A 19397-nucleotide genomic window follows, 5' to 3' on the forward strand; every position below is an offset into this window, starting at 1 on the left:
TATAATGGTGAATATGGAAGGTCTTTTGATTTGGAAGGTTTTGCGAGTAAAAACCTTTAACTTTAATAGAATTTCCTCAAATACTTAAGATATGTTGAAACAACTATATAGCTTACTCTCAACGGATTGATATATGTAACAACATATAATACCAACTAAAAGCCAGGTAATAAGTCTTGTTTTGAAATTAATAGTGAGCAACCGATCTTATTACTTGATATCATTCATAATAAACTTCTTGAACCACCCAGTCTTGACTTGGCTCTTTAGTTAAATATACTTCAACAAGAATATCCTCATCTTTCCCTTTTACACGAATCGAATATACCGTTTCCCCTTCTCCATTACTAATTTGTACGCTACCTGAAGGGAGAAATCCAAATCCTTCAATACCACCTGTTTCCTCAACGATCTCCTCACTGTTTTCAATATAGTTAATAGACGCTTCATAAGCATCACTGTTCTTTACTAAAAGTAAAATGGTCGAAATTAATATTCCGATTGAAAAAATGATTACAAACAGAATCACTGAAATGAGTTTCCATAGACTCAGATCTCTTTCTTTAACTACAACCGTTCTAGCTATCTCATCCCCAAGTCTTTGCTTATTTTCCTTAGTTGCCAAAACAATAAATTCAACTGGCCAAATGATTACTAATAAATTCCTTACAAACAACCTTGAAATAGTTGGTACAGAATCTATATTTTTTGCATCCCTTACTGTTATACCTATAATCCTCTTACCCAGGCTTTTACCTTTAAAAGTATCTCTAATAGTGAAGAAAATAAAAAAGATAAATATCCATAATCCAACAAATGCAACTATAAATCCAGCTTGCATTTCCGCATTCATCAGATAAATTATTAATGGAAAAACCGCAATAATGGTTAACACAAAATGATCTATCATAAAAGCAAATATTCTACTTTTTCTTGAAGCAATCTTTATTTCTTCCAAAATTCTATCATCCTTTCGATTGATACTATTCGTTTTTGCGCTATTTACAAGCATTTCTTCGCGCAAATGAAGATGGAGAAAATATAACCACGTAATCTCCCCCTAGTTCTTTTTGCAATTTATTTGTTAGTTCTAATCCTTGCTTATTATGTTCATCTTCGAATTTTATTCCATTAGGAACGATTTCATCATCATTGTCCCAATCTATCCATTCACCATATTTCCCCATCCAATGTATTAGCTCCGACTTTAAATCAAGTGAAATCGGAACTTCTTCTATTTCAAGATTACAATTACAGCGATTACACCAAATAGGGTCTGCCCCTAAATCTCCTTCAACTTTTAATTCTTTTGTTTCTCTTTGTTTACATAGACATCTTAACGTGTTCTTCGAATCCATCAAACTCAACTCTCCTGTTAAAGCACTAGCGTTTTGATTTAAAATAGATGATTTCCGGGTCACCTTCATCTAAGTTTTCAACAACACCACTCTGAATAAAACCATTCATTTCGAATACTCTCTGCATACTAATGTTAGAACGATTAGTAGAAGAAAATACTTTAGTAGTAGGAGATGAACTTACCATATATTCAATCAATAAACTTGCATATCCATTTCGCCTGTTGGAAGGTGAAATAATAACCAAGGCTATAAAAGCACATTCAAAGAAGTTTGTATCGTATATTAAAAAACCTACAATATCATAATCATTTTTCACAATTATACAGTGCCCACGTTCAATGGAATGTTCAATATAGCCTCGCCTGCTTGAATTGCCAATAACCTCAGTGTCTAAGTCTACTATTTTATCTAAATCGTCAATTTTAGCCCTATCAACCAACTTCATCATACACCTCTTCTTTTCTTGCATTTAAACAATAATTTATCAAATCCATGTCCAAATCATATTTATAATTTGTTTTCATTCTCGCTTATCCAAGTAATCAAGCACATTATGAGCGATAATCTATTTAAATAATAATATGACTTTTTACTATCTGTACAGAACCATTTCGTCTGTTCCTTGAAATCCTAATTCCTGATATAATTTCTTTGCATTTTCACTTGCCAATAAACGAATTGTCTTAATTTCCATTTTTAAAAGCCAATCGATAGCACAGTTGGTTAATAATCTACCATAGCCATTTCTCCTATAGGTGGTTTCGACAAAGACATCCCCAATGAAACCATATTGAGGATCTTTGTAAAAACAATACGGGATATCTTCTTTAATGAATGCTCCTGCACAAGCAATTATTTCATCGTCTTTTTCCAATAAAAAGTGTTTTGCTTTTCCTGTATGATAGAGTTCCTGATATGTTTTTTCTGCTTTTTCAACAAAATCATCGTGAAGTTTGTGTTCCATTTCTGCTGCTTTAAACATTTCAAGCTTTAATAAAACTATTTTTGGTATGTCCTCTGTTTTTGCTTCTCTAATCATGAAAACAACTCCCGTTTACATATCCTAATTTAACTTCTTTAGCAGTTTTACATATTCACCAAATTCATCTTCCCCAGTGTATAATATGGTTGTAAAGCCCTTCTTTTTATAAAGATGTCTTGCATTTAAGTTATCAAGATCTACACCTAGTGTTATTTCTTCATATCCAAGTTCTTTAGCATAACTCAGCAAATAATCAACAATAATGCCACCTATACCACGATTTCGATATTCTTTTTTAACAATCATCCGAGATAAATATATTCGTTTATCAGGTATAGTATAATCTGGGTCATTGTTATAAAAAACTAACGAACCTTCACCTATAAACTCGTTATTCTCTACATATATAAATGTAATTCTATTACCAATCTTTAATTCCTCGTAAAACTTTCTAGCCATTTTTGGAACCTTTTCCATATCCCAAATATTATTGCATTTATTATAGTCTTCTAGCCTTAATTTCTTAATTTGATAATCTTTCATATTCTAGCCGACCTCTTTCAATATAAAGAAATAGTTTCAAAGTCGAATATAGATCTATATTATAGTTCCATAAAAATAATGGCCAAAACAATAAATTCAAAAAGAACAGCCACTACAATTAGCCATCCTACTTGTATCCTAACAAAAGCTTTCCATAACCTTATTTGCTTAATGCTTGCTATTTTTTGTGCAACTTCAATATTAATTGGTACCAAAAACAAACTAAACAGAAATCCTACTGATAAAGCAATGAACAAGTGTACTACAACCAAATTTCCAACTATTTTACTCACTGCATTTCCTATTAAGAAAATAGGAACACCAAGCCATATAGCAGAAGAAAAAAACAACAGAACTGCGACAATAATTAGTAGCATAAAATTTCTTTTTAACTCATCTATATAAACTTAAATATACATTTCTTACATTGCTCCTATTTATTGATAATATAAATATTACAATCAATTTCTAATATCTTTCAAAAATCCAATACTCTTTGCTTTGTAGCCCATTTTATTATAAAACGAGTGTGACTCTTTTCTCTCATCCCGATTACCACTATTAATTAATACTTTTAATGCCCCTTGTTCTTCAGCCCACTTTTCTGCCGTAATTAATAGCTTTTTTCCTATACCTTTACCTCGATATTTTTCATCCACAACAAACACACCAATCTGAGCGAAACTACCATCGTATTCATAAAAATGCTGAATATACAAACCTATCATTCCAACAACTGCACCATTTTGTTCGGCTACCAGAGTTTGATAGTTAGCAAATGATTGAATGTTAAAAAGTCTTTTATAAAGCCTATCAAAAGTTGCCGGATAACCTCATTGATTCATTAAAGGAATTATATCTTCAACATCAGCTAATCTAAATTCTCTAATATTCATTTCCGTCACCTTTCTTTCACACAGACTCTTCCGTAATTGCTATAAACTTCTTATTTTTTTGTTGTCTAACTGAGAAAAGGATTGCTACTCCTACAGGTAAAAGCAGCGTTACATACACCATATTAGCTCCATATGTATTTGCCACCCACCCTAGAATGGGGGCACTAATTACCACGGAACCTTGATTACAAATCATTCGATAGCTAGCCATTCTACCATGATACGCCTTATCTGTAGCAATTTGTTGAACAGATTGCAGTAATACTCTAATCCACGTCGTGCCTAATCCAATCAGCATAGCTCCTAAAAAGACACTTACCAAATATGGTGATAGGCCTACCAATAATAAACCAGAAGCAATGACTAATAATGAATTGATAGAGAGGTAACGTTTATTGAGGTTCCACCATCTAGCTCCAAGCATCCCCGCAATGACGCCACCGATAGATATAGATGCATCCAAAAAACCATAGACACTAACAGATTTCTCTAAATATTCATTTACATAAACCGATAGAAAAGCAATACTTGTATGGAATACCAATTGACCGACAAACATTACACTAAATAACTCTAATAAAAACAGATTATTTCTCAAATAGACAAAGCCATCTGCCAAATCTGTTCTAATATTATTTTTAACGAGATTACGATTATCGTTCGTGCTATTTTCTTTAATTAATTGCACTGCAAAACTTGTTAATAAAAAGGAAGTAAAAACTATAGATGTAGCGGTAAATGCAGACGTAACACCTACTATAAGCCCTCCACATGATGCACCTAACAACCCTCCAATAATGGCAGCGGACCCAGATTGCGAGAACACTCTTGGCAGATTTTTTTGATCAAAAATTTCAGCAACCAACGCTTGAATTGCTGGACGAAATAATGAGCCCATTAGCTGTATGATCATATGTGAAAGTATGATAGAAATAGGAGTTAACCATTCGTTTAGGATAAGTATCCATATGATAAGTACCGTCATAGCACTAATCAAACTCGCATAGAATGTTAGTTTGCGACGATTAAAACGATCAACAATAACCCCAAAAAGAAGATTTATTAATAAACTCGGGATAAAACCAACACTTACTAAAGCTCCCGTATATAATGCGTCATTTGTCATTTCATATAATATCCATGAAATAATGATAAAGTACATATACCGCCCAAATTCTAAAAAGAAAAAGGCGCTCCATATATATTTAAGATGGTGAATACATCTCACCCCCTGTTTTTATTCTTTTTAAATGTTAAACCTATTGCAATAAATACAGCTATTATAATTAGCACAAAGAAAGTTACCATAATTTTTTCCACAAAAATATATGGATCTTGTTTCTCAGCTTCAAATGGACCTCTTCTTTCTGCTTTTTTGTATATACCATCTTCTACTTCTACTGCAATAGCTTCTTCAGTATTGATTCCTTGAATGGCATAATATTTTGTGCCTTTTTTATATGCATTGGAAAAGTTACCTGAATACGTTTCCATATCTGAATATCTTGTTACTGAACCGACCTCCCCATCAACATCCTTAATTTTTTCATCCAACACCTCATAAGTATAGCCCTCCCATACTACGAAAGGATAGACCCATGAAGTCGCAAGTATTGTATTCGCATGAAGAATGATTCCTATTGTTATCGTCAAAGAAGCTGCAGTAAATCGAATTATTGACCGCATAATAGAACTCCTTTTTTGGGAGATTAGTTATTTTTATTTTATCATTAGTTGCTAATATATGGAATGTGAAATCGTTGTCTTATTCATATAGATTGGTATACACTAGAAGGATACGTAAGGTTTGCCATGACAAATTTGGAGGAATTTCATCCAAATATAATGAGCTGAACATTCCGCCTATAACTAGCAATTATTTTTTTATATCGGATGGCACAAAATCTACTAAGATAAACAAGGAGGAACTGAAACTTATGAACAAAATTAACCATTATATCGATACTGTGTTTGAACCACAAGATCAACTACTTGAAGAGGTATTAGATTCAATTAAAGAAAATGGTATGCCTAATATATCCGTCTCACCTTCATCAGGGAAGTTTCTAACGATATTAGTATCAATTGCTAACGCAAAAAACATTTTGGAAATTGGAGCACTCGGGGGTTACAGTGGTATTTGTCTGGCAAGAGGTTTTCAAGAGAAAGGGCAACTTACCTCTTTAGAATTAGAAGAAAAGTATGCAAACTTAGCAAAAAGCAACCTGACGAAAGCAGGATTCGGTGAACAAGTCTCTTATCTAACAGGTCCTGCACTTGAAAGTTTAGAATCTCTGGCACAAAAAAACAAGCGGTATGACTTCTTCTTTATTGATGCAGATAAAGGCAATTATCCGAACTATCTAGAGTCATGTATCAAAATCGCTGAAAAAAATGCAGTGATTGCCGTGGACAATGTGTTAGTGCGAGGCACTGTCGCAGATGATACGTTGGAAGCAATAGGCCATACTAACATCATGAAGGAATTTAACCAATTGGTAGCCGATCATCCGAAATTGGATGCTATCCTTGTACCCATTGGGGATGGGATTACGATTGCCCGAGTGAAATAAAAGATATGGATGATTATAAGCTGTAGACAGGATAATGAGTCGGCTTCGCAGGATACATCGCTCTCTTCACGGGATAAATGTTCATATCCCGTGAAGAAAAGGTTTTATCCAGTGATGCAGAGCAGTTATCCCGTCAAGCGAGGATATAATCCAGTCAAGTAGACACAATTTTGATGTTCAAAGTTAATTATTTCATCTTCGACCTAATTTAAGATTCAATAGCCATCTGGAAATGATGGCAAGAAATATCTAGTCCGCCTTTTAAATAAAAGCGATGGGCGTCATGCCTATTTACACCAGAGTCTAAATGAAATTGCTCACATTTATTTTCTTTAGCTTGTTTAATTAACCATTCCCATAATTTATTTGCATAACCTTTTCTTCTACTTACTTGTTTGGTAATGAGATCATCTACATAGAAATATTTCCCCCATGCTAAGGATTCATTAATTCGAAAGCCTGCAACAGCTTTGATTTCATTATCGTCAATAAGTGCAACTAAGTTATATTGGTAGACCTCGTTGAGTCTATTGATTTTTTCTACATAGGAGTCCTTTTCCAGTTGGGGGCGAAGCTCTTTAACTGTATCGAATGTTGACATAATTTCAGAATCTGATTTCATTATTTTTAATTCCACTTTAATCCCACTTCCATTTTCATTTAAATTATATATTTATGATTGCAACTACTTTATTGGTTCCAATATTTTAATCTCTGTCGCCTTAACATCTCTACTACTAGTTTTCTCTTTTGAAAATCGTCTTTTAGTAAAGACTACTGAGACAGCATCACCTATTTCTATCTCATCTAAAGGGAGGCTTTCACCTTTTGAATTTATCAACATGGTATCTTTTATAATTTTTACGTCACACATATATGCTATAGATTCACCATCACCTAATCCAACACCTCATAGGTATAGCCCTCACACACTACGAAAGGATAGGACCAAGAAGTGGCAAGTATTGTATTTGCATGAAAAATGATTCCTATTGTTATTCAAATTTCGCTCCCGTTACTTTAAGTACAATATTTCACAAACTTATTTCTATGTTGATATTTAATACTACAAAAAGGCTCCAGGATAAGAGCCTTTTGTATAGTTTATCTTTTAAATCCACCTTCTGAATGAATAATCTGTCCTGTAATCCAATCTGCTTCATCACTCACTAAAAATTTAATGGTTTTTGCAACATCTTTCGGCTCACCTATTCTACCGAAAGGAAACAGCGGTTTTAATTGAGTTTTTATTTCCTCTGTCATCCAGCCAGTATCTGTTGGACCTGGATTTATTGCATTGACTGTTATACCTAACGGAGCAAGTTCTGCCGACAATGTAATAGTTAGAGCATCAACAGCTCCCTTGGTTGTTGCATATGCTAATTCTCCAGGCATTGGTCCTTGAAACTGACCTGAAGTAATATTAACTATTCTTCCACCAGATTTCTTATCAAACCTTTGAGCAAATTTACCACTCAATAGTACCGTTGCACGAACATTTACCAAGTAATGTTTATCTAATACTTCAGCAGTCACATTAGAAAAATCGTTGTTAGTTGAGTATGCTGCGTTATTCACCAAAATATCAGGAAAGCCAAGTTTTTCAATCACTATATTTATAAGTTGTTCTGGTGCATCATGCTGGGTTAAATCTAACTCCATACATGATACTTTCACGCCTTTTTTTAATAATTCCTCTTTAAGTTTCAATGGCTCATCTAAAGTAATGCTCCAAGGCGTCTTTTTATCATATTCCGCCCAATAGGTGAAAAAGATATGATACCCCGTTTCAGCAAACTCCTTACATATAGCTGCTCCAATCCCTTTAAGACGGCTTACACCCGTAACAATTGCAATTTTATCTTTTAATTTCTTCATAAATATCCCTCCAAATGAAGGACGCATTAATAATAACAACAGGAGATATAATTTCCCCACAAAAAAGACAGATTTAATAGACATCCATCCTCTAAGAAGAGGGATTTGAAGCCAAATAATGCAGTCCTCGAATGATTATAGATAGTTAAATAACCCTCATTAGTGAGAGTGAAAATTAAACTATCCAACTCCTAATAATTCAAATTAATCCACATTAGAATTTATCCCCTTCCAATATATCTCCACTAATTTAGTTTTATCAATAAAGGGTAAAAGTTACAAAATTAAATTCAAGGTATAATTTTTTTATTGCAGTAACCTGCTCTTTACTTCAATAAGCTATTTTTTTAATTTGGGTAATATGGTTTGTAGCTCATTCAAATCGTCAATTACGATATCAGCTTGAGAAAGCTCATCTTCTCGAGCAAAGTCAAAGTTGCATCCTATTGAAACTAAACCATTATCTTTAGTTGCATTTATATCTGAAAGTCGGTCTCCAACTACTGCTCCATTAGTGATGCAGTATTTTTTTATTATACTTTGTACCAAATCCGATTTATTTAACGATTGAATTTGTTGAATACTAAATGTTTCTGTAACCCATTCATCTAAATGATAATAACTGACAATCGCTTTTAAATATTCTGTTAAACCGTTACTTGCTATGTAAATTGAACTATTATTCTCTTTTAAATAGCTAAAAACTTCCTTGACGTTAGGATATAAAGCTCCCTTCCCCTCGCTTATATTTTCCACTAACCTCTCTAGAAAGTAAGCATCCATTTGTTCTCTTTCCTCATTAGAATGATTGGGTAGTAAAGTCTCCCATACTTTTGGTAAAGGAACACCTATAATTTCTCGGTACTTATCAATAGGCGTTTCCTCATCCCATTTATTTAATGATCTTAAATGACTAAAAGCATCATTCAGTGATAGTTCCAGTATCTTATCTGTTTGAAATAGTGTTCCATCCATATCAAAGATTAGTGATTGAGTCATTATTTTCTCTCCCTTTTAAAACATCCTTATACACTTAACGATTCTATCTGGAAAATCGTATAGCATAACAAGCGGTCACACATTCTATTCGATATATTAAACCATAATATATTTTCGTGTATTTAATATCTCTTTCACTATCAATGGAACATCATGGTCCTCAAATTCACTTGTGTCTAAAATATTTTCCTCACTCACTTCTGCATCCTCAAATTCTTGAATTAGTTCTAAACACCTCTTGCCCATTTGATGTTCGGGGATTCTTAGCGCATCTCTCTTCAGTAATATATCTTGATTCGCCCACAACACAATATAATGAACAGTGACATTCATATCGGTTAAAGTTTCTTTTAGCCAATTTGCTTCAGATGGAAAAGTGACATAATCAATCACTACATCATTTTTAAAAAGAAGAAAATTTTTAGTGAGACTTAAAATATTTGACCAAATTAAGTTGATTTCTTCTTGGCTTTCCCACGGCTTTTGTCGACCATTAACGTGCATGTGGCTTATATCATCACCTGAAATATAAGCACTTTGTTGCAATTGCTTCACCAATTGTTGCGAAATAGTCGATTTTCCAACACCTGCTGGACCGGATATAATATAAACGCTATTCTGATTTCCCATAAAGAATCCTCCGTCATTCAGGACATGTGATAGCAAAATTGTCCTTTATGAATAATACCTTTCCCCTTTTATACTAACATGTTATTCCAAAAAGACACTAAATACATATGGGATGAATCATACATAATTTCCATAAATATAGTCATACTAGAAATAATTATAACTTGAGGAGGAATACAAATGGTAAAACGTAATAACCAACCTAACCCAGATGACAGATCAGACAATGTGGAAAAATTACAACACAAAGTACAGGACACAATCGAAAATATTGAAGCAGCTCATGATACTATGCAGTTTGCTTCACCAGAAGAAAAGGAAAAAATTGAAGCGAAAAATCGCCGTAGAGAAGAAGCCATTTCGGGTATGAGAGATGAAATAAAAGACGAGGCACGTGATCAACAGTAACTTTCAAGGCCCTTTCCTGCATATTTTAAAATTCTGTCCGTAAGATTACGTCTTATGGGCAGAATTTTAAATAGGTTATGTTGAATTTCTAATTAGTTTAAAATCAACAGGTAAGTATACGGAATTATTTCTGTATACTTTTTTTGCGCGGAAAATTTTCAACAGAAATCGTTTCTATAATAAACAATTCATTTATTACAATGTTATGTTAATATATGTATAAAGTGAGACTTCAATTAGTGGGAGTTAAACCACAGAAAGTTAGTATTCGTTTATCCCCACCTTCATGATAAAAATATTTACAATCTAAATAAACTGCATTATGAAAAATAGCGATTTTAATGCTCTGATCATCCATTTATTCGGCTAAAAAAACATGTTGAGGAGAATTACATTGAAAAATATATGGTTACTAATGTTAGGTGTTTTATTATTAACGGGGTGTAGTACAGAATCATCTTAGTCTTTCTCCGAAGCCAGTAAAGGTAGTCTTAACAAGGATATCCGAGCATTCTTTGAAGATGTCAAACAACAAAATGGTGCTCACCTCTATTTTGATCATCATAATGACGCTATTTTTGTCTATTTAAATGGATCAAATGTTGTCGAAGGTGAGAATGCTCTTCATTTTATTGACTTTGAAGTTGAAGAAAAGGTTGACACATTAAACTTGTTATATAAGAGCGATGAGACATCTGATTACTCAAACTCATCATTGGAACACGAGCTTTTTTACGCAATAAAGATAGATAATGCTTATTCAGAGGTAAATCTTTTTAATAATGGCTCTCTGGATGCGTTTGGGACGATATCAGGTAATAAGTAATCTCTTTTTTAAAAGGGGTGCAGTATTATGAAAGTTGCATTTTTTGATAGGGATGGGACTATTATAGGAGATTATACGGATCCACAGTGGTCAAATATTAAACATCCTGTATTTTTAGATGGGGCCATAGAGACTTTAAAACAAGTCACTAGTATGGGTTACAAAATTATTATTATAACCAATCAATACATTATTAACGAGGGGTATATCACAGTAAACCAATATCATTCTATAACGAAACAAATGATTAATGAGCTAAACCATCATAACATTGAAGTGCTTGATGTTTTTTATTGCCCTCATGCCAAAAGTGAAAACTGTCCTTGTATAAAACCTAAAATCGGAATGATTCAACAAGCAATAAATAAATACCCAAACATAAATTTAATCGAATCTTTTATGGTTGGCGATTCGGCAGTAGATATAGAATTAGCAATTAATATGGATATTAGTGGTTTTGGAATAGGAATTGGAGCGGATTATAAGAATAACAAAATAGTTGAATTAATCAATATACATGATTTAGCAAACTATGTCTGACTTTTTGCTTTTAAGCTACGGAATAGAAATAAACTTTCTAGAAACTTTCACTATCCTAAAAGAGGGGAAATTTTGAATGCCAGTTATCCAACACAGTCAATTCATCCATGCACCTATAGATAAGTGTTTTGACCTAGCAAGAAACGTGGATGTTCATACGAAAACCACAGCAAAGACGAAAGAAAAAGCGGTTGGTGGTGTTACGCAAGGTTTATTAGAAGAAGGAGATACGGTTACGTGGGAAGCTACTCATTTTGCTGTTAGACAACAGCTAACCGCTAAAGTAATCTATATGAAAAAACCTCGTGAGTTTGTTGACATTATGATCAAAGGCGCTTTTCATTCATTTACTCATCACCATCAGTTTTCAGAAGAACAGGATGGGACTCTCATGACAGATACATTTGAGTACAAGTCACCATTTGGCATGATTGGTTTAATTGCTGACAAATTGTTTTTAGAAAAATATATGAGAGAGTTTATAATTTCCCGTGCGGAAGAACTTAAAAAAGTGGCAGAAACTGAAAAATAGTTTCTTCAAAACATAAGTATCATTGTTTATAACTGTTATACCATGCTCTTCCTGTCTCCCAATTCTCAATTGGATTTAAACTACCTAAGATTTCAGTGCATGCTAGAGCCATCACGTACTCCCTTAACCCATCTGTTGAAGTTTTTTTGAATTCGCTCAAAAAATAACCCAATGCTAATTCTCCTTGTCCTACGATATAAGCAAATTCCTCGGGATGTGCTTTGACATAATCATTAGGATTAGACGACGCTGATGGTGAGCCAATTATTTTAGTTAATGCATACTCAATTTCTTGCTCGTTTTGCTGGTTTGTAACCTCCTCACCCGCCACCTTCTCATCTATCATTTCAGCATAACTACAAGCGGTAAGAAATAAAAGGGATACTATAATAATAGTGCTTAACCGTTTCATAAAATCCTCCTAACTGTCAAAATTCTTATGATTAGCTATTTTATGGGCAAACAACTTGAAAATCATCTAAAAATACAAAGCCAACTTATTAATTTTAGACGATAACGTTCTTTGTTTGGTTACACATATTTTTCCTTGCACATCACACACTTTTTAATAATTAATTAAAGTAGTTCAAAATATGTTTTATTTCCATAGATGAACTACTTTATAATTCTCAATCCAGTTATTTAAGAGTTTACCTTTTCTTATTTCTTCTCTACCGGTATCCATATCTCACTTCTAAAATTAGGCGAATCAAAATCATTGTTTTCATTCCATAATATTTCTGGTCCTTGAGAAAGTTGATAATTAATGGAAGGAAACCATTCAGAATAGATTCTACCCCAAGCTTGTTGTAATGTTTCTGGGAATGGCCCGACTACTTCAAAAACAGCCCAAGTTGATGCAGCTACTTTAAGGGAAGTCCAATTATGAGGTGCCTCTTTTGTCGTCGCTACCCCAATATAATGATCAAGCTCTCCTTTTTCCTCCATCCGGCCTTCAGAAAAATTAGTGGATGCTTGAATCAACCCATTTGGGGTAGTGTTCGATAACTCTTTCAATTGATTAATTTTTTCTACATTAAGAGACTTCCACATTTCAGTAATCTCAGAATTTTCCCCTTCAAAAACAATCGGCACTCTTTTCATTAAGCCAACTATATGAAAGGCTTCTTTTTCTTCAATTCGATAATTCATCTCATGTCCTCCTTCAATCGTTAGTTGGAAGGTCATTTTAGGATAGGATTTGAGCTTTGCACCTTTAGTTCTCGCTTCTGTAGGTGTAATACCATGTAGCATTTGAAACGCTCGTGTAAATGAATCCGGTGATTGATAGCCATATTTAATAGCAATATCGATCACTTTTGATTTGTCATTATTCAGTTCAAATGCTGCTAGTGTAAGTCTTCTGCGGCGAATATATTCCGACAAGGTGACACCTGCAAGAAAAGAAAACATTCGCTTAAAATGATACTCAGAACAAAGTGCTATTCTTGCAACTTCTTTAAAATCAATGTTATTCGTCAAATTTTCTTCGATATAATTCATAGCTCGATTCATTTCTTTTAAGCCATCCATTTTCTGACCTCCTCTATTTAAAACAATAGCAGGTATTAAAGATGATCATCCGATAATTTGTGTACAGAGATGTCGGTAACAAAGAAAAAGCAGTCCATATGGAGTAGTACCAGCTCTCAATTAAATGTGTACTTCCCACTTACGTACAAACACCGCACTACCAGTTATCTCAACCTTATACGACGCTTCATTTTCTTGAATACTAACAAGAACTCTTCCATCTTTCTCCATCTCTTGCCCTTGCTCCACAGTCAGTTTTAGAGATTCCTTCTTATCTTTTTCTAGATATGTCATATAATAAGCCGCCATTACACCTGAAGCAGTACCTGTTACCGCATCCTCAATTGTTCCTGAGTAGGGAGAAGAGAAATGGCGTGCATGCATATCGGAATTCGAATCAATCGTTTCCATGCAAAAGGGATGGATAGACGATTTAGGTATTTCACTTAAAATTTGGGGAAATAATTTGTTATTAGGCTTCATTCTTGTAAAAGCTTCTAACTTTTTAATTGGAATAAGCAATGTCCATGTACCTGTAGTTCCATAGACAATAGGCCAATCCTTTTCTAAATCCGAGACGTTAAGGCCAATTGAGGCTGCAAGTTGTTCTCTTGAGCCGTTGAACTCTTCAAATTTTGGAGAAGCTTGCTGCATCGTTATTGAGATTTCATTTTCGTCAGTTGTATTAATTTTAATAGGTAAGATGCCAGCTTTTGTTTCAATTGTCATTTCTGTTTTATCGTCTAATAATCCATTTGTTTTCATAGCATAAAGAGTGGCAACAGTTGCATGACCACATAAATTCATTTCATGTCCTGGTGTAAAATAACGTATTCTAATATCTGCTACTTCAGATTTAATTGGAAAAGCAGTCTCATTAAATCCAACTTGATACGCAATATTTTGCATTTCAGCATCGGTAAGATTCTCACCATCTAACACTACTCCAGCTGGATTCCCTTTATTGGGGATGGTACTAAAAGCATCATATTGGTACACCTTAATAGATTTCACACACTCTCTCCTCCAATTTAAAATCTCTCTATTCTAAAACCATTCAAGCTATGTATCACCGACACCTCAGAATGCGTTGAGCTATTCTTTCGATTCAACCAAATACCCTTCATCCCTGCATGTTTACTTGCAAGAGCATCTGTTTCTATCCTATCACCTATATAATAACTTTCTTCTGGTTTACATTTTGCCTTTTTACAAGCTTCTAAAAAAATTGATTTGTCTGGTTTGGCCACTCCAGTTGAATCTGAGGTAACCACAACATCAAAGTAGCTGCTTATATCCATTTGATTTAATTTTTCTAGCTGTTGTTGATGTTCACCATTACTTATTATTCCTATTTTTTGATTGGAACCTTTCAAACGCTGCAAGCATGGGACCACATCAAGGAAGGTGAACCAATTTCTTTTATAGCTAATTATGTATTCTATAAATAAATCATCTGCTTCTTCGTTCTTGATGGGAAATCGCCATACATCTTTCATTCGCATTCTTCTCTGCTCCTGAAAAGATAATTTCTTTTCTAAATATTCTTGGTAATATTTAACGGATAATGTATACCATTCAACTAAAAATTCGTCTCTGTTATTGCATTTAATATCACTTGAACATGCATTATAGAACTCAAGAGCAGCCAATTTTTCTGCTTGCTCATGATCTAATAATGTTCCATCAATATCAAAAAAGATCAAGGTCTTCCCCAACTTTCTCAATCATAAAATTCCATATATGGCTTTTCTTTTTTGTAGAATTCGATTCTATCTTGTAAAGTACCGGTGTGAAATTCAAATTTGTGACCATCCGGATCTGTGAAATAAATCGAGTATTTATCTTTTTCATGTCGAGGTCGTCCAGTGAGGAGATTGACGTTTAATTCCTCCAGTTTCTTATAGAGAGCGTCCACTTCTTTTTCTTCTACAGTAAAAGCGATGTGGGTATAAGAATGTTTAATTTCTTCTCGAGGAATAGTTTCTTCAACATTTAGCGCTAGCCACATACCGTTCAAGTCAAAGTATGCTGTATTGTTTCCTCTTACTAATAACCTAGCATCGAAAACATTTTTATAGAATTCAATAGACTTTTCTAAATCAGAAACAGAAAAAAGAAAATGGTTTAAACCTTTAATAGTAGGCAACTTACTTACCTCCTTTTAATTTTTTATATCCGTTTTTTAATATCATTATTAACTACTTCATCTTTTTTCTGGAAAAGTGCAACCGACTGAAAAACTTATAGTAGAATCATAGATGCTATTTTATCCAAATAACCCCCACCCATTTGTTAATAATAAAGTGCTTAGTAATATTAGGCCAAAGGCAAGTTGACTGATGGTGAAGATTGCTTCATTTTTATTTTCTTTGTATTTCCATTCCATCATAGCTCGAGCCATTTCTGATACGATAACAAACGCTATGGAGATAGAAAATAATTCTTCACCCCAGTCTCCTTCATGAGGATAGTAAGCAACACGTAAGGCAAAAAGAAATAACATTATTAAACAAAATATGATGCGTATTGTCCAATCCACCCACTCGTGTTTTTTGTTCACATGATTATAAGAAAAAATATTTCTTTTTTCTACTTGCAGCCGCTTCCTCATCATAATCTCAAATGTTTTCTGGAAAAAGACAAAAAGGAATATTAATAGTAAGAGCTTTAACCAGAACATTGAACCAATATGATAGATAAAACTTCATCCTTTCGTCGTTTAAGGGATTTAAATATACAATGTTGTGTTAATTTTCAACCTACCGAATAAATTTTTGCATACCAGGAGCATCTGGTGATCGTTCTTTATAATCAAACCGTTTATAGAAATCCTTTTTTCCTTTTGCACAAGATAGTTGTATCCATTTTATGCCACTGGATGTACATTTTTCAATAAGTAAAGACATAATTTTTGATCCAATACCCTTCCCTTGATAGCTCGGATGAACGATCATATCTACAATGAATGTTTGATATACACCATCTGAAATGATGCGACCAAATCCTATTAGTGTTTCTTTTTTATATACGGAAATTAAGTACCAACTGTTAGTGATTGCAGTGAACAGATCTTCTTTGCTATAAGCATTATTCAAGTTCCAGCCAGTTGTCTCATATAGAAAATAAAATTCTTCTTTATTTGGGACAGTAGATTTATAGATTAATTCCACTTGGTCTCCTCCTTCTAAAATAATCCCCATGCATTAGTGATGATAAAAGAAATAATGAAAGCTATGACTAGAAATAAACGACTTAATATATAGATGGCGACATTTCTATTCCCAATATATTTCCACTGGATAAACGCTCCCGTGATCTGACTTACTAGTAGATATATGAATAATAAAAAAAATGGCTCTAAAAACTTAAATCTTTCAAATGGATCTCTTTCCAAGTTTATGACAAAGCCTGTGATCATAATTAATAGAAATAGGATACGAATAGACCAATTTATGTGGTTATATTCATTGTTTAACTGATGATTAGAGAGTAAGCTTTCCTTACTGATATTGAGCCATTTTCTCAGCAAATAAGTGATAGAACACCACAAAGCAATGATTACAGTAATAGTAACTATAAGTTGAAGTATAAAATATGGATACACACCGTACATCATTGACATCTCCTTGATATATCAGTTCAAATTAATTTCTGGATTTACTTCCCTTAGAACCCAAATACTCTAAAACACGATTCACACGCTCTTCAACTGAATAGTCTCCTTCTAACCTTAATACCGGACAAGGCAAATCTTGCATCCAATGTTCATGTAATTTTTTACTCCTGACTTCCATTCCGGCGTGATCATATAGAGACGCCCACTCCAGAAATTTTTTTGATTGATTATAATTGCTGCCACCATATAATACTTCTTCTCCGTATCTCTCATATTCTCTTACCTTTAATCTTTCAAGTCTGATCTCTTCTGGAATCCACAGAAACACAACTAAATCGAAGTAAGGTTTGAAGTTATCCCCCCACTTACAGACAGATCCAGATAAAATCCAATTTCCATAATTTAATAGATCATTATTTAACATTTTCCTTCTTTCGGGAACTGGTCGTTGTTCTGTAAATTTGTTTATCCAGAAATAATCATCTGTATCAAGATAAGTATGTGGTAATTCTTTAGAAAGTGCAGCACCCAGTGTTGATGTGCCGGATCCGGATGCGCCTAAAATGTGAATTTTATTTTTCATTATGGCTCCCCCGTTCAACTTAAATGCAATCACCTTTTAATTCGATACCAATATTGATAAGACTCTTTAAAACCTAATTTTTGATAAAGGTTCCGAGCAGGATAGTTATCATTTACAACTTGAAGATAGGCATATTTCGCTCCATTGTTTTTACCCCACTTTAAAATAGAAGCGATTAATTGTTCACCAAATCCTTTTCTTCGAAATTTTTCATTCGTGACGATATCGAATAATCCTATGTAATCTTCTTCTAAAACTCCTATTCCACACGCTATTGTTTCATTATTACCACTTAACAACATGACATAGCAAACTTTTGGAATAATACTCATAAGCATTGTCTTTATAGTGGTTTGAGCGGATTCGTCTATGTGATTGAACTTGCAAAATGCAGCAAACAATTGATCTGATAATCTATCTTGAAATGTAAGATAAGCTTTGGAAGGTACTTGTTGAATGTTATCAAGTGCGAGTAATTGTACACTTGTTAATCCATCACGATAATATCGGGCTTTTTCTAGTGTGTTATCTAAATCATGAGGAGAGACGTTTGAAGTTAGTTTAAAGATAACTGGTAGGTTTTTCTTTTGATAGATCTGTTCTACTTTCTTTATTTTCTTATCGATGTTTTCTGTTGAAGAATAAAATGGATTAACTGAATTTGCTCTTTTGGTATACCCATCGGAAAAACGTAAGATCCATCCGTCCAAAAGGCTTGTTTGCAGAGATGGAAGGGCATTCATAGATAACTCCTCGATTTTTTGTATAATATTATAATTTGTCATTTTCCATTCCCTTCGAAATGATCAACATCGAATCTGCATGCACCTGAAACTCGTATGGTACTTGCACTATATCAGTCGTACAGCCGATTTCTTCTAAATAGTGCAAGATTTTATCAAGATATTTGTACGTATTTCCTTCTAAATCTACTAATGGGAAAATACGAATTTGGCCTTTTGTTACTCTTAGTAATTCATATAAAGTATTGATATGAAACTGATAGTCTAGACGATCAGCATACATGAATAGGAAGTGTGCAGATAATAGGACGTCAAAAGAGTTATCCTCAAATGGTAATTTAGGTAAAGTAACTGGAATATAATTTTCTTTTGCTTTTCTTCTATCATTCGTGCAATCAAGTAAAGCACTTAAACGGTGTTCCCTGAGGGACTCTATGTCTTTGAAATATTCCCATTTGTAATTTTCTCGTACGTTGCTTATACTCTCCATTGCATGTTCGATATCCTGAAGCCCCTTATCTTTCAACTCTTCCACATCATAATAATAGGCAATATCGAAGGCAGTAATATCGTATCCTTTTTTGTTGCCAATGGCAGTAAAGGAACACGCCCCAGCTGGACAATCCAGGACCCTTTTTTCTTTTAGAAAATCACCGGACAGAGAAAACATGTCGATATACTCATCAAAGGTTCTGCCGATATAGACGATACGATTAAGATCTAATTTTTTGTTTTGTTCAGGTATAGTCAT

The 19397-nt window shown here is 33.6% G+C and carries 28 protein-coding genes; 4 read left to right on the forward strand and 24 right to left on the reverse strand.

Annotated features, from left to right (window positions below):
• Positions 1–220: 220 nt before the first annotated feature.
• The 9 genes from BUC25_RS00865 to BUC25_RS00905 all read right to left on the reverse strand — a co-directional run bounded on the left by BUC25_RS00865 (position 221) and on the right by BUC25_RS00905 (position 5468).
• On the reverse strand, positions 221–958 hold the full coding sequence (locus tag BUC25_RS00865) for an RDD family protein (RefSeq protein WP_073200379.1): 738 nt from the start codon (positions 956–958) through the stop codon (positions 221–223).
• 40 nt (positions 959–998) lie between these two features.
• Positions 999–1358, reverse strand: coding sequence for a hypothetical protein (locus BUC25_RS00870; protein WP_073198782.1), 360 nt, complete (start codon positions 1356–1358; stop codon positions 999–1001).
• A gap of 25 nt (positions 1359–1383) precedes the next feature.
• Positions 1384–1806 carry a GNAT family N-acetyltransferase gene (locus BUC25_RS00875; RefSeq protein WP_073198784.1) on the reverse strand — a complete coding sequence of 141 codons (423 nt, stop codon included), beginning with the start codon at positions 1804–1806 and terminating at the stop codon, positions 1384–1386.
• Between the two features lie 147 nt (positions 1807–1953).
• Positions 1954–2400, reverse strand: coding sequence for a GNAT family N-acetyltransferase (locus BUC25_RS00880; protein ID WP_073198786.1), 447 nt, complete (start codon positions 2398–2400; stop codon positions 1954–1956).
• A gap of 24 nt (positions 2401–2424) precedes the next feature.
• Positions 2425–2886 carry a GNAT family N-acetyltransferase gene (locus tag BUC25_RS00885; protein WP_073198788.1) on the reverse strand — a complete coding sequence of 154 codons (462 nt, stop codon included), beginning with the start codon at positions 2884–2886 and terminating at the stop codon, positions 2425–2427.
• A 59-nt stretch (positions 2887–2945) separates the two neighbouring features.
• Positions 2946–3263, reverse strand: coding sequence for a hypothetical protein (locus BUC25_RS00890; RefSeq protein ID WP_073198790.1), 318 nt, complete (start codon positions 3261–3263; stop codon positions 2946–2948).
• Between the two features lie 84 nt (positions 3264–3347).
• On the reverse strand, positions 3348–3674 hold the full coding sequence (locus BUC25_RS00895) for a GNAT family N-acetyltransferase (RefSeq protein ID WP_280174041.1): 327 nt from the start codon (positions 3672–3674) through the stop codon (positions 3348–3350).
• A 124-nt stretch (positions 3675–3798) separates the two neighbouring features.
• Complete coding sequence (locus BUC25_RS00900) at positions 3799–5010, reverse strand: MFS transporter (RefSeq protein WP_084543302.1); 1212 nt, start codon at positions 5008–5010, stop codon at positions 3799–3801.
• A complete protein-coding gene (locus BUC25_RS00905) occupies positions 5007–5468 on the reverse strand; it encodes a hypothetical protein (protein WP_073198792.1) in 462 nt (153 codons plus the stop codon). Before BUC25_RS00905 ends, BUC25_RS00900 begins: the two co-directional genes overlap by 4 nt.
• A 251-nt stretch (positions 5469–5719) precedes the next feature.
• On the opposite strand from BUC25_RS00905, the gene BUC25_RS00910 reads away from it, so the two are divergent.
• Entirely contained in the window at positions 5720–6355 is a 636-nt protein-coding gene (locus BUC25_RS00910; protein ID WP_073198793.1) for an O-methyltransferase, read from the forward strand.
• Between the two features lie 208 nt (positions 6356–6563).
• Here the strand turns inward: BUC25_RS00910 and BUC25_RS00915 are convergent, their stop codons facing one another.
• The 4 genes from BUC25_RS00915 to BUC25_RS00935 form a co-directional block, all read right to left on the reverse strand.
• Entirely contained in the window at positions 6564–6992 is a 429-nt protein-coding gene (locus BUC25_RS00915) for a GNAT family N-acetyltransferase (RefSeq protein WP_073198795.1), read from the reverse strand.
• Positions 6993–7459: 467 nt separating this feature from the next.
• Entirely contained in the window at positions 7460–8233 is a 774-nt protein-coding gene (locus BUC25_RS00925; RefSeq protein ID WP_139251744.1) for an SDR family oxidoreductase, read from the reverse strand.
• 339 nt (positions 8234–8572) lie between these two features.
• The gene (locus BUC25_RS00930) at positions 8573–9232 is read right to left on the reverse strand and encodes an HAD hydrolase-like protein (protein WP_073198798.1); all 660 of its coding nucleotides are present in this window, start codon (positions 9230–9232) and stop codon (positions 8573–8575) included.
• Positions 9233–9328: 96 nt separating this feature from the next.
• On the reverse strand, positions 9329–9862 hold the full coding sequence (locus BUC25_RS00935; protein ID WP_073198800.1) for an AAA family ATPase: 534 nt from the start codon (positions 9860–9862) through the stop codon (positions 9329–9331).
• 180 nt (positions 9863–10042) lie between these two features.
• Here BUC25_RS00935 and tlp point away from each other — a divergent pair, with 180 nt between their 5' ends.
• From tlp to BUC25_RS00950, 3 genes are all read left to right on the forward strand, one after another.
• Positions 10043–10270 carry a small acid-soluble spore protein Tlp gene (tlp, locus tag BUC25_RS00940; RefSeq protein WP_073198803.1) on the forward strand — a complete coding sequence of 76 codons (228 nt, stop codon included), beginning with the start codon at positions 10043–10045 and terminating at the stop codon, positions 10268–10270.
• An 853-nt stretch (positions 10271–11123) separates the two neighbouring features.
• Complete coding sequence (locus tag BUC25_RS00945; protein ID WP_073198805.1) at positions 11124–11636, forward strand: HAD-IIIA family hydrolase; 513 nt, start codon at positions 11124–11126, stop codon at positions 11634–11636.
• Between the two features lie 76 nt (positions 11637–11712).
• The gene (locus BUC25_RS00950) at positions 11713–12168 is read left to right on the forward strand and encodes an SRPBCC family protein (RefSeq protein ID WP_073198807.1); all 456 of its coding nucleotides are present in this window, start codon (positions 11713–11715) and stop codon (positions 12166–12168) included.
• Positions 12169–12187: 19 nt separating this feature from the next.
• On the opposite strand, the gene BUC25_RS00955 is transcribed toward BUC25_RS00950, so the two are convergent.
• The 11 genes from BUC25_RS00955 to BUC25_RS01005 form a co-directional block, all read right to left on the reverse strand.
• Positions 12188–12580, reverse strand: a complete 393-nt coding sequence (locus BUC25_RS00955; protein WP_073198809.1) for a hypothetical protein — start codon at positions 12578–12580, stop codon at positions 12188–12190.
• Positions 12581–12828: 248 nt separating this feature from the next.
• On the reverse strand, positions 12829–13701 hold the full coding sequence (locus BUC25_RS00960) for an AraC family transcriptional regulator (protein ID WP_073198811.1): 873 nt from the start codon (positions 13699–13701) through the stop codon (positions 12829–12831).
• Positions 13702–13821: 120 nt separating this feature from the next.
• On the reverse strand, positions 13822–14715 hold the full coding sequence (locus tag BUC25_RS00965) for a PhzF family phenazine biosynthesis protein (protein ID WP_073198813.1): 894 nt from the start codon (positions 14713–14715) through the stop codon (positions 13822–13824).
• 17 nt (positions 14716–14732) lie between these two features.
• On the reverse strand, positions 14733–15407 hold the full coding sequence (locus BUC25_RS00970; RefSeq protein WP_073198814.1) for an HAD family hydrolase: 675 nt from the start codon (positions 15405–15407) through the stop codon (positions 14733–14735).
• A gap of 17 nt (positions 15408–15424) precedes the next feature.
• Positions 15425–15841, reverse strand: a complete 417-nt coding sequence (fosM, locus tag BUC25_RS00975; RefSeq protein WP_073200385.1) for a FosM family fosfomycin resistance protein — start codon at positions 15839–15841, stop codon at positions 15425–15427.
• A gap of 129 nt (positions 15842–15970) precedes the next feature.
• Positions 15971–16384, reverse strand: a complete 414-nt coding sequence (locus tag BUC25_RS00980) for a DUF4181 domain-containing protein (RefSeq protein WP_084543305.1) — start codon at positions 16382–16384, stop codon at positions 15971–15973.
• A 79-nt stretch (positions 16385–16463) separates the two neighbouring features.
• Positions 16464–16874, reverse strand: a complete 411-nt coding sequence (locus BUC25_RS00985) for a GNAT family N-acetyltransferase (RefSeq protein ID WP_244535099.1) — start codon at positions 16872–16874, stop codon at positions 16464–16466.
• Positions 16875–16888: 14 nt separating this feature from the next.
• The gene (locus tag BUC25_RS19805; RefSeq protein WP_084543306.1) at positions 16889–17326 is read right to left on the reverse strand and encodes a DUF4181 domain-containing protein; all 438 of its coding nucleotides are present in this window, start codon (positions 17324–17326) and stop codon (positions 16889–16891) included.
• 22 nt (positions 17327–17348) lie between these two features.
• On the reverse strand, positions 17349–17903 hold the full coding sequence (locus BUC25_RS00995; protein ID WP_073198821.1) for an ATP-binding protein: 555 nt from the start codon (positions 17901–17903) through the stop codon (positions 17349–17351).
• Between the two features lie 29 nt (positions 17904–17932).
• Positions 17933–18688: a GNAT family N-acetyltransferase gene (locus BUC25_RS01000; RefSeq protein WP_073198823.1), complete on the reverse strand. Its 756-nt coding sequence runs from the start codon at positions 18686–18688 to the stop codon at positions 17933–17935.
• Positions 18675–19397 carry a class I SAM-dependent methyltransferase gene (locus tag BUC25_RS01005; RefSeq protein ID WP_073198825.1) on the reverse strand — a complete coding sequence of 241 codons (723 nt, stop codon included), beginning with the start codon at positions 19395–19397 and terminating at the stop codon, positions 18675–18677. The genes BUC25_RS01000 and BUC25_RS01005 overlap by 14 nt, the downstream gene beginning before the upstream one ends.

Source organism: Gracilibacillus kekensis (genome assembly GCF_900143085.1).
GTDB lineage: Bacteria > Bacillota > Bacilli > Bacillales > Amphibacillaceae > Gracilibacillus > Gracilibacillus kekensis.

What these genes read in the sequence shown, in the direction of transcription:
- BUC25_RS00885 (WP_073198788.1), bottom strand. Translation starts at nt 2,886, where the DNA reads ATGAAAGATTATCAAATTAAGAAATTAAGGCTAGAAGACTATAATAAA.
- BUC25_RS00925 (WP_139251744.1), bottom strand. Translation starts at nt 8,233, where the DNA reads ATGAAGAAATTAAAAGATAAAATTGCAATTGTTACGGGTGTAAGCCGT.
- BUC25_RS00995 (WP_073198821.1), bottom strand. Translation starts at nt 17,903, where the DNA reads ATGAAAAATAAAATTCACATTTTAGGCGCATCCGGATCCGGCACATCA.
- BUC25_RS00960 (WP_073198811.1), bottom strand. Translation starts at nt 13,701, where the DNA reads ATGGATGGCTTAAAAGAAATGAATCGAGCTATGAATTATATCGAAGAA.
- BUC25_RS00955 (WP_073198809.1), bottom strand. Translation starts at nt 12,580, where the DNA reads ATGAAACGGTTAAGCACTATTATTATAGTATCCCTTTTATTTCTTACC.
- BUC25_RS00930 (WP_073198798.1), bottom strand. Translation starts at nt 9,232, where the DNA reads ATGACTCAATCACTAATCTTTGATATGGATGGAACACTATTTCAAACA.
- BUC25_RS01005 (WP_073198825.1), bottom strand. Translation starts at nt 19,397, where the DNA reads ATGACTATACCTGAACAAAACAAAAAATTAGATCTTAATCGTATCGTC.
- BUC25_RS01000 (WP_073198823.1), bottom strand. Translation starts at nt 18,688, where the DNA reads ATGACAAATTATAATATTATACAAAAAATCGAGGAGTTATCTATGAAT.
- BUC25_RS00905 (WP_073198792.1), bottom strand. Translation starts at nt 5,468, where the DNA reads ATGCGGTCAATAATTCGATTTACTGCAGCTTCTTTGACGATAACAATA.
- BUC25_RS00935 (WP_073198800.1), bottom strand. Translation starts at nt 9,862, where the DNA reads ATGGGAAATCAGAATAGCGTTTATATTATATCCGGTCCAGCAGGTGTT.
- BUC25_RS00870 (WP_073198782.1), bottom strand. Translation starts at nt 1,358, where the DNA reads ATGGATTCGAAGAACACGTTAAGATGTCTATGTAAACAAAGAGAAACA.
- BUC25_RS00880 (WP_073198786.1), bottom strand. Translation starts at nt 2,400, where the DNA reads ATGATTAGAGAAGCAAAAACAGAGGACATACCAAAAATAGTTTTATTA.
- BUC25_RS00950 (WP_073198807.1), top strand. Translation starts at nt 11,713, where the DNA reads ATGCCAGTTATCCAACACAGTCAATTCATCCATGCACCTATAGATAAG.
- BUC25_RS00910 (WP_073198793.1), top strand. Translation starts at nt 5,720, where the DNA reads ATGAACAAAATTAACCATTATATCGATACTGTGTTTGAACCACAAGAT.
- BUC25_RS00945 (WP_073198805.1), top strand. Translation starts at nt 11,124, where the DNA reads ATGAAAGTTGCATTTTTTGATAGGGATGGGACTATTATAGGAGATTAT.
- BUC25_RS00980 (WP_084543305.1), bottom strand. Translation starts at nt 16,384, where the DNA reads ATGTTCTGGTTAAAGCTCTTACTATTAATATTCCTTTTTGTCTTTTTC.
- BUC25_RS19805 (WP_084543306.1), bottom strand. Translation starts at nt 17,326, where the DNA reads ATGTCAATGATGTACGGTGTGTATCCATATTTTATACTTCAACTTATA.
- BUC25_RS00890 (WP_073198790.1), bottom strand. Translation starts at nt 3,263, where the DNA reads ATGCTACTAATTATTGTCGCAGTTCTGTTGTTTTTTTCTTCTGCTATA.
- BUC25_RS00875 (WP_073198784.1), bottom strand. Translation starts at nt 1,806, where the DNA reads ATGAAGTTGGTTGATAGGGCTAAAATTGACGATTTAGATAAAATAGTA.
- tlp (WP_073198803.1), top strand. Translation starts at nt 10,043, where the DNA reads ATGGTAAAACGTAATAACCAACCTAACCCAGATGACAGATCAGACAAT.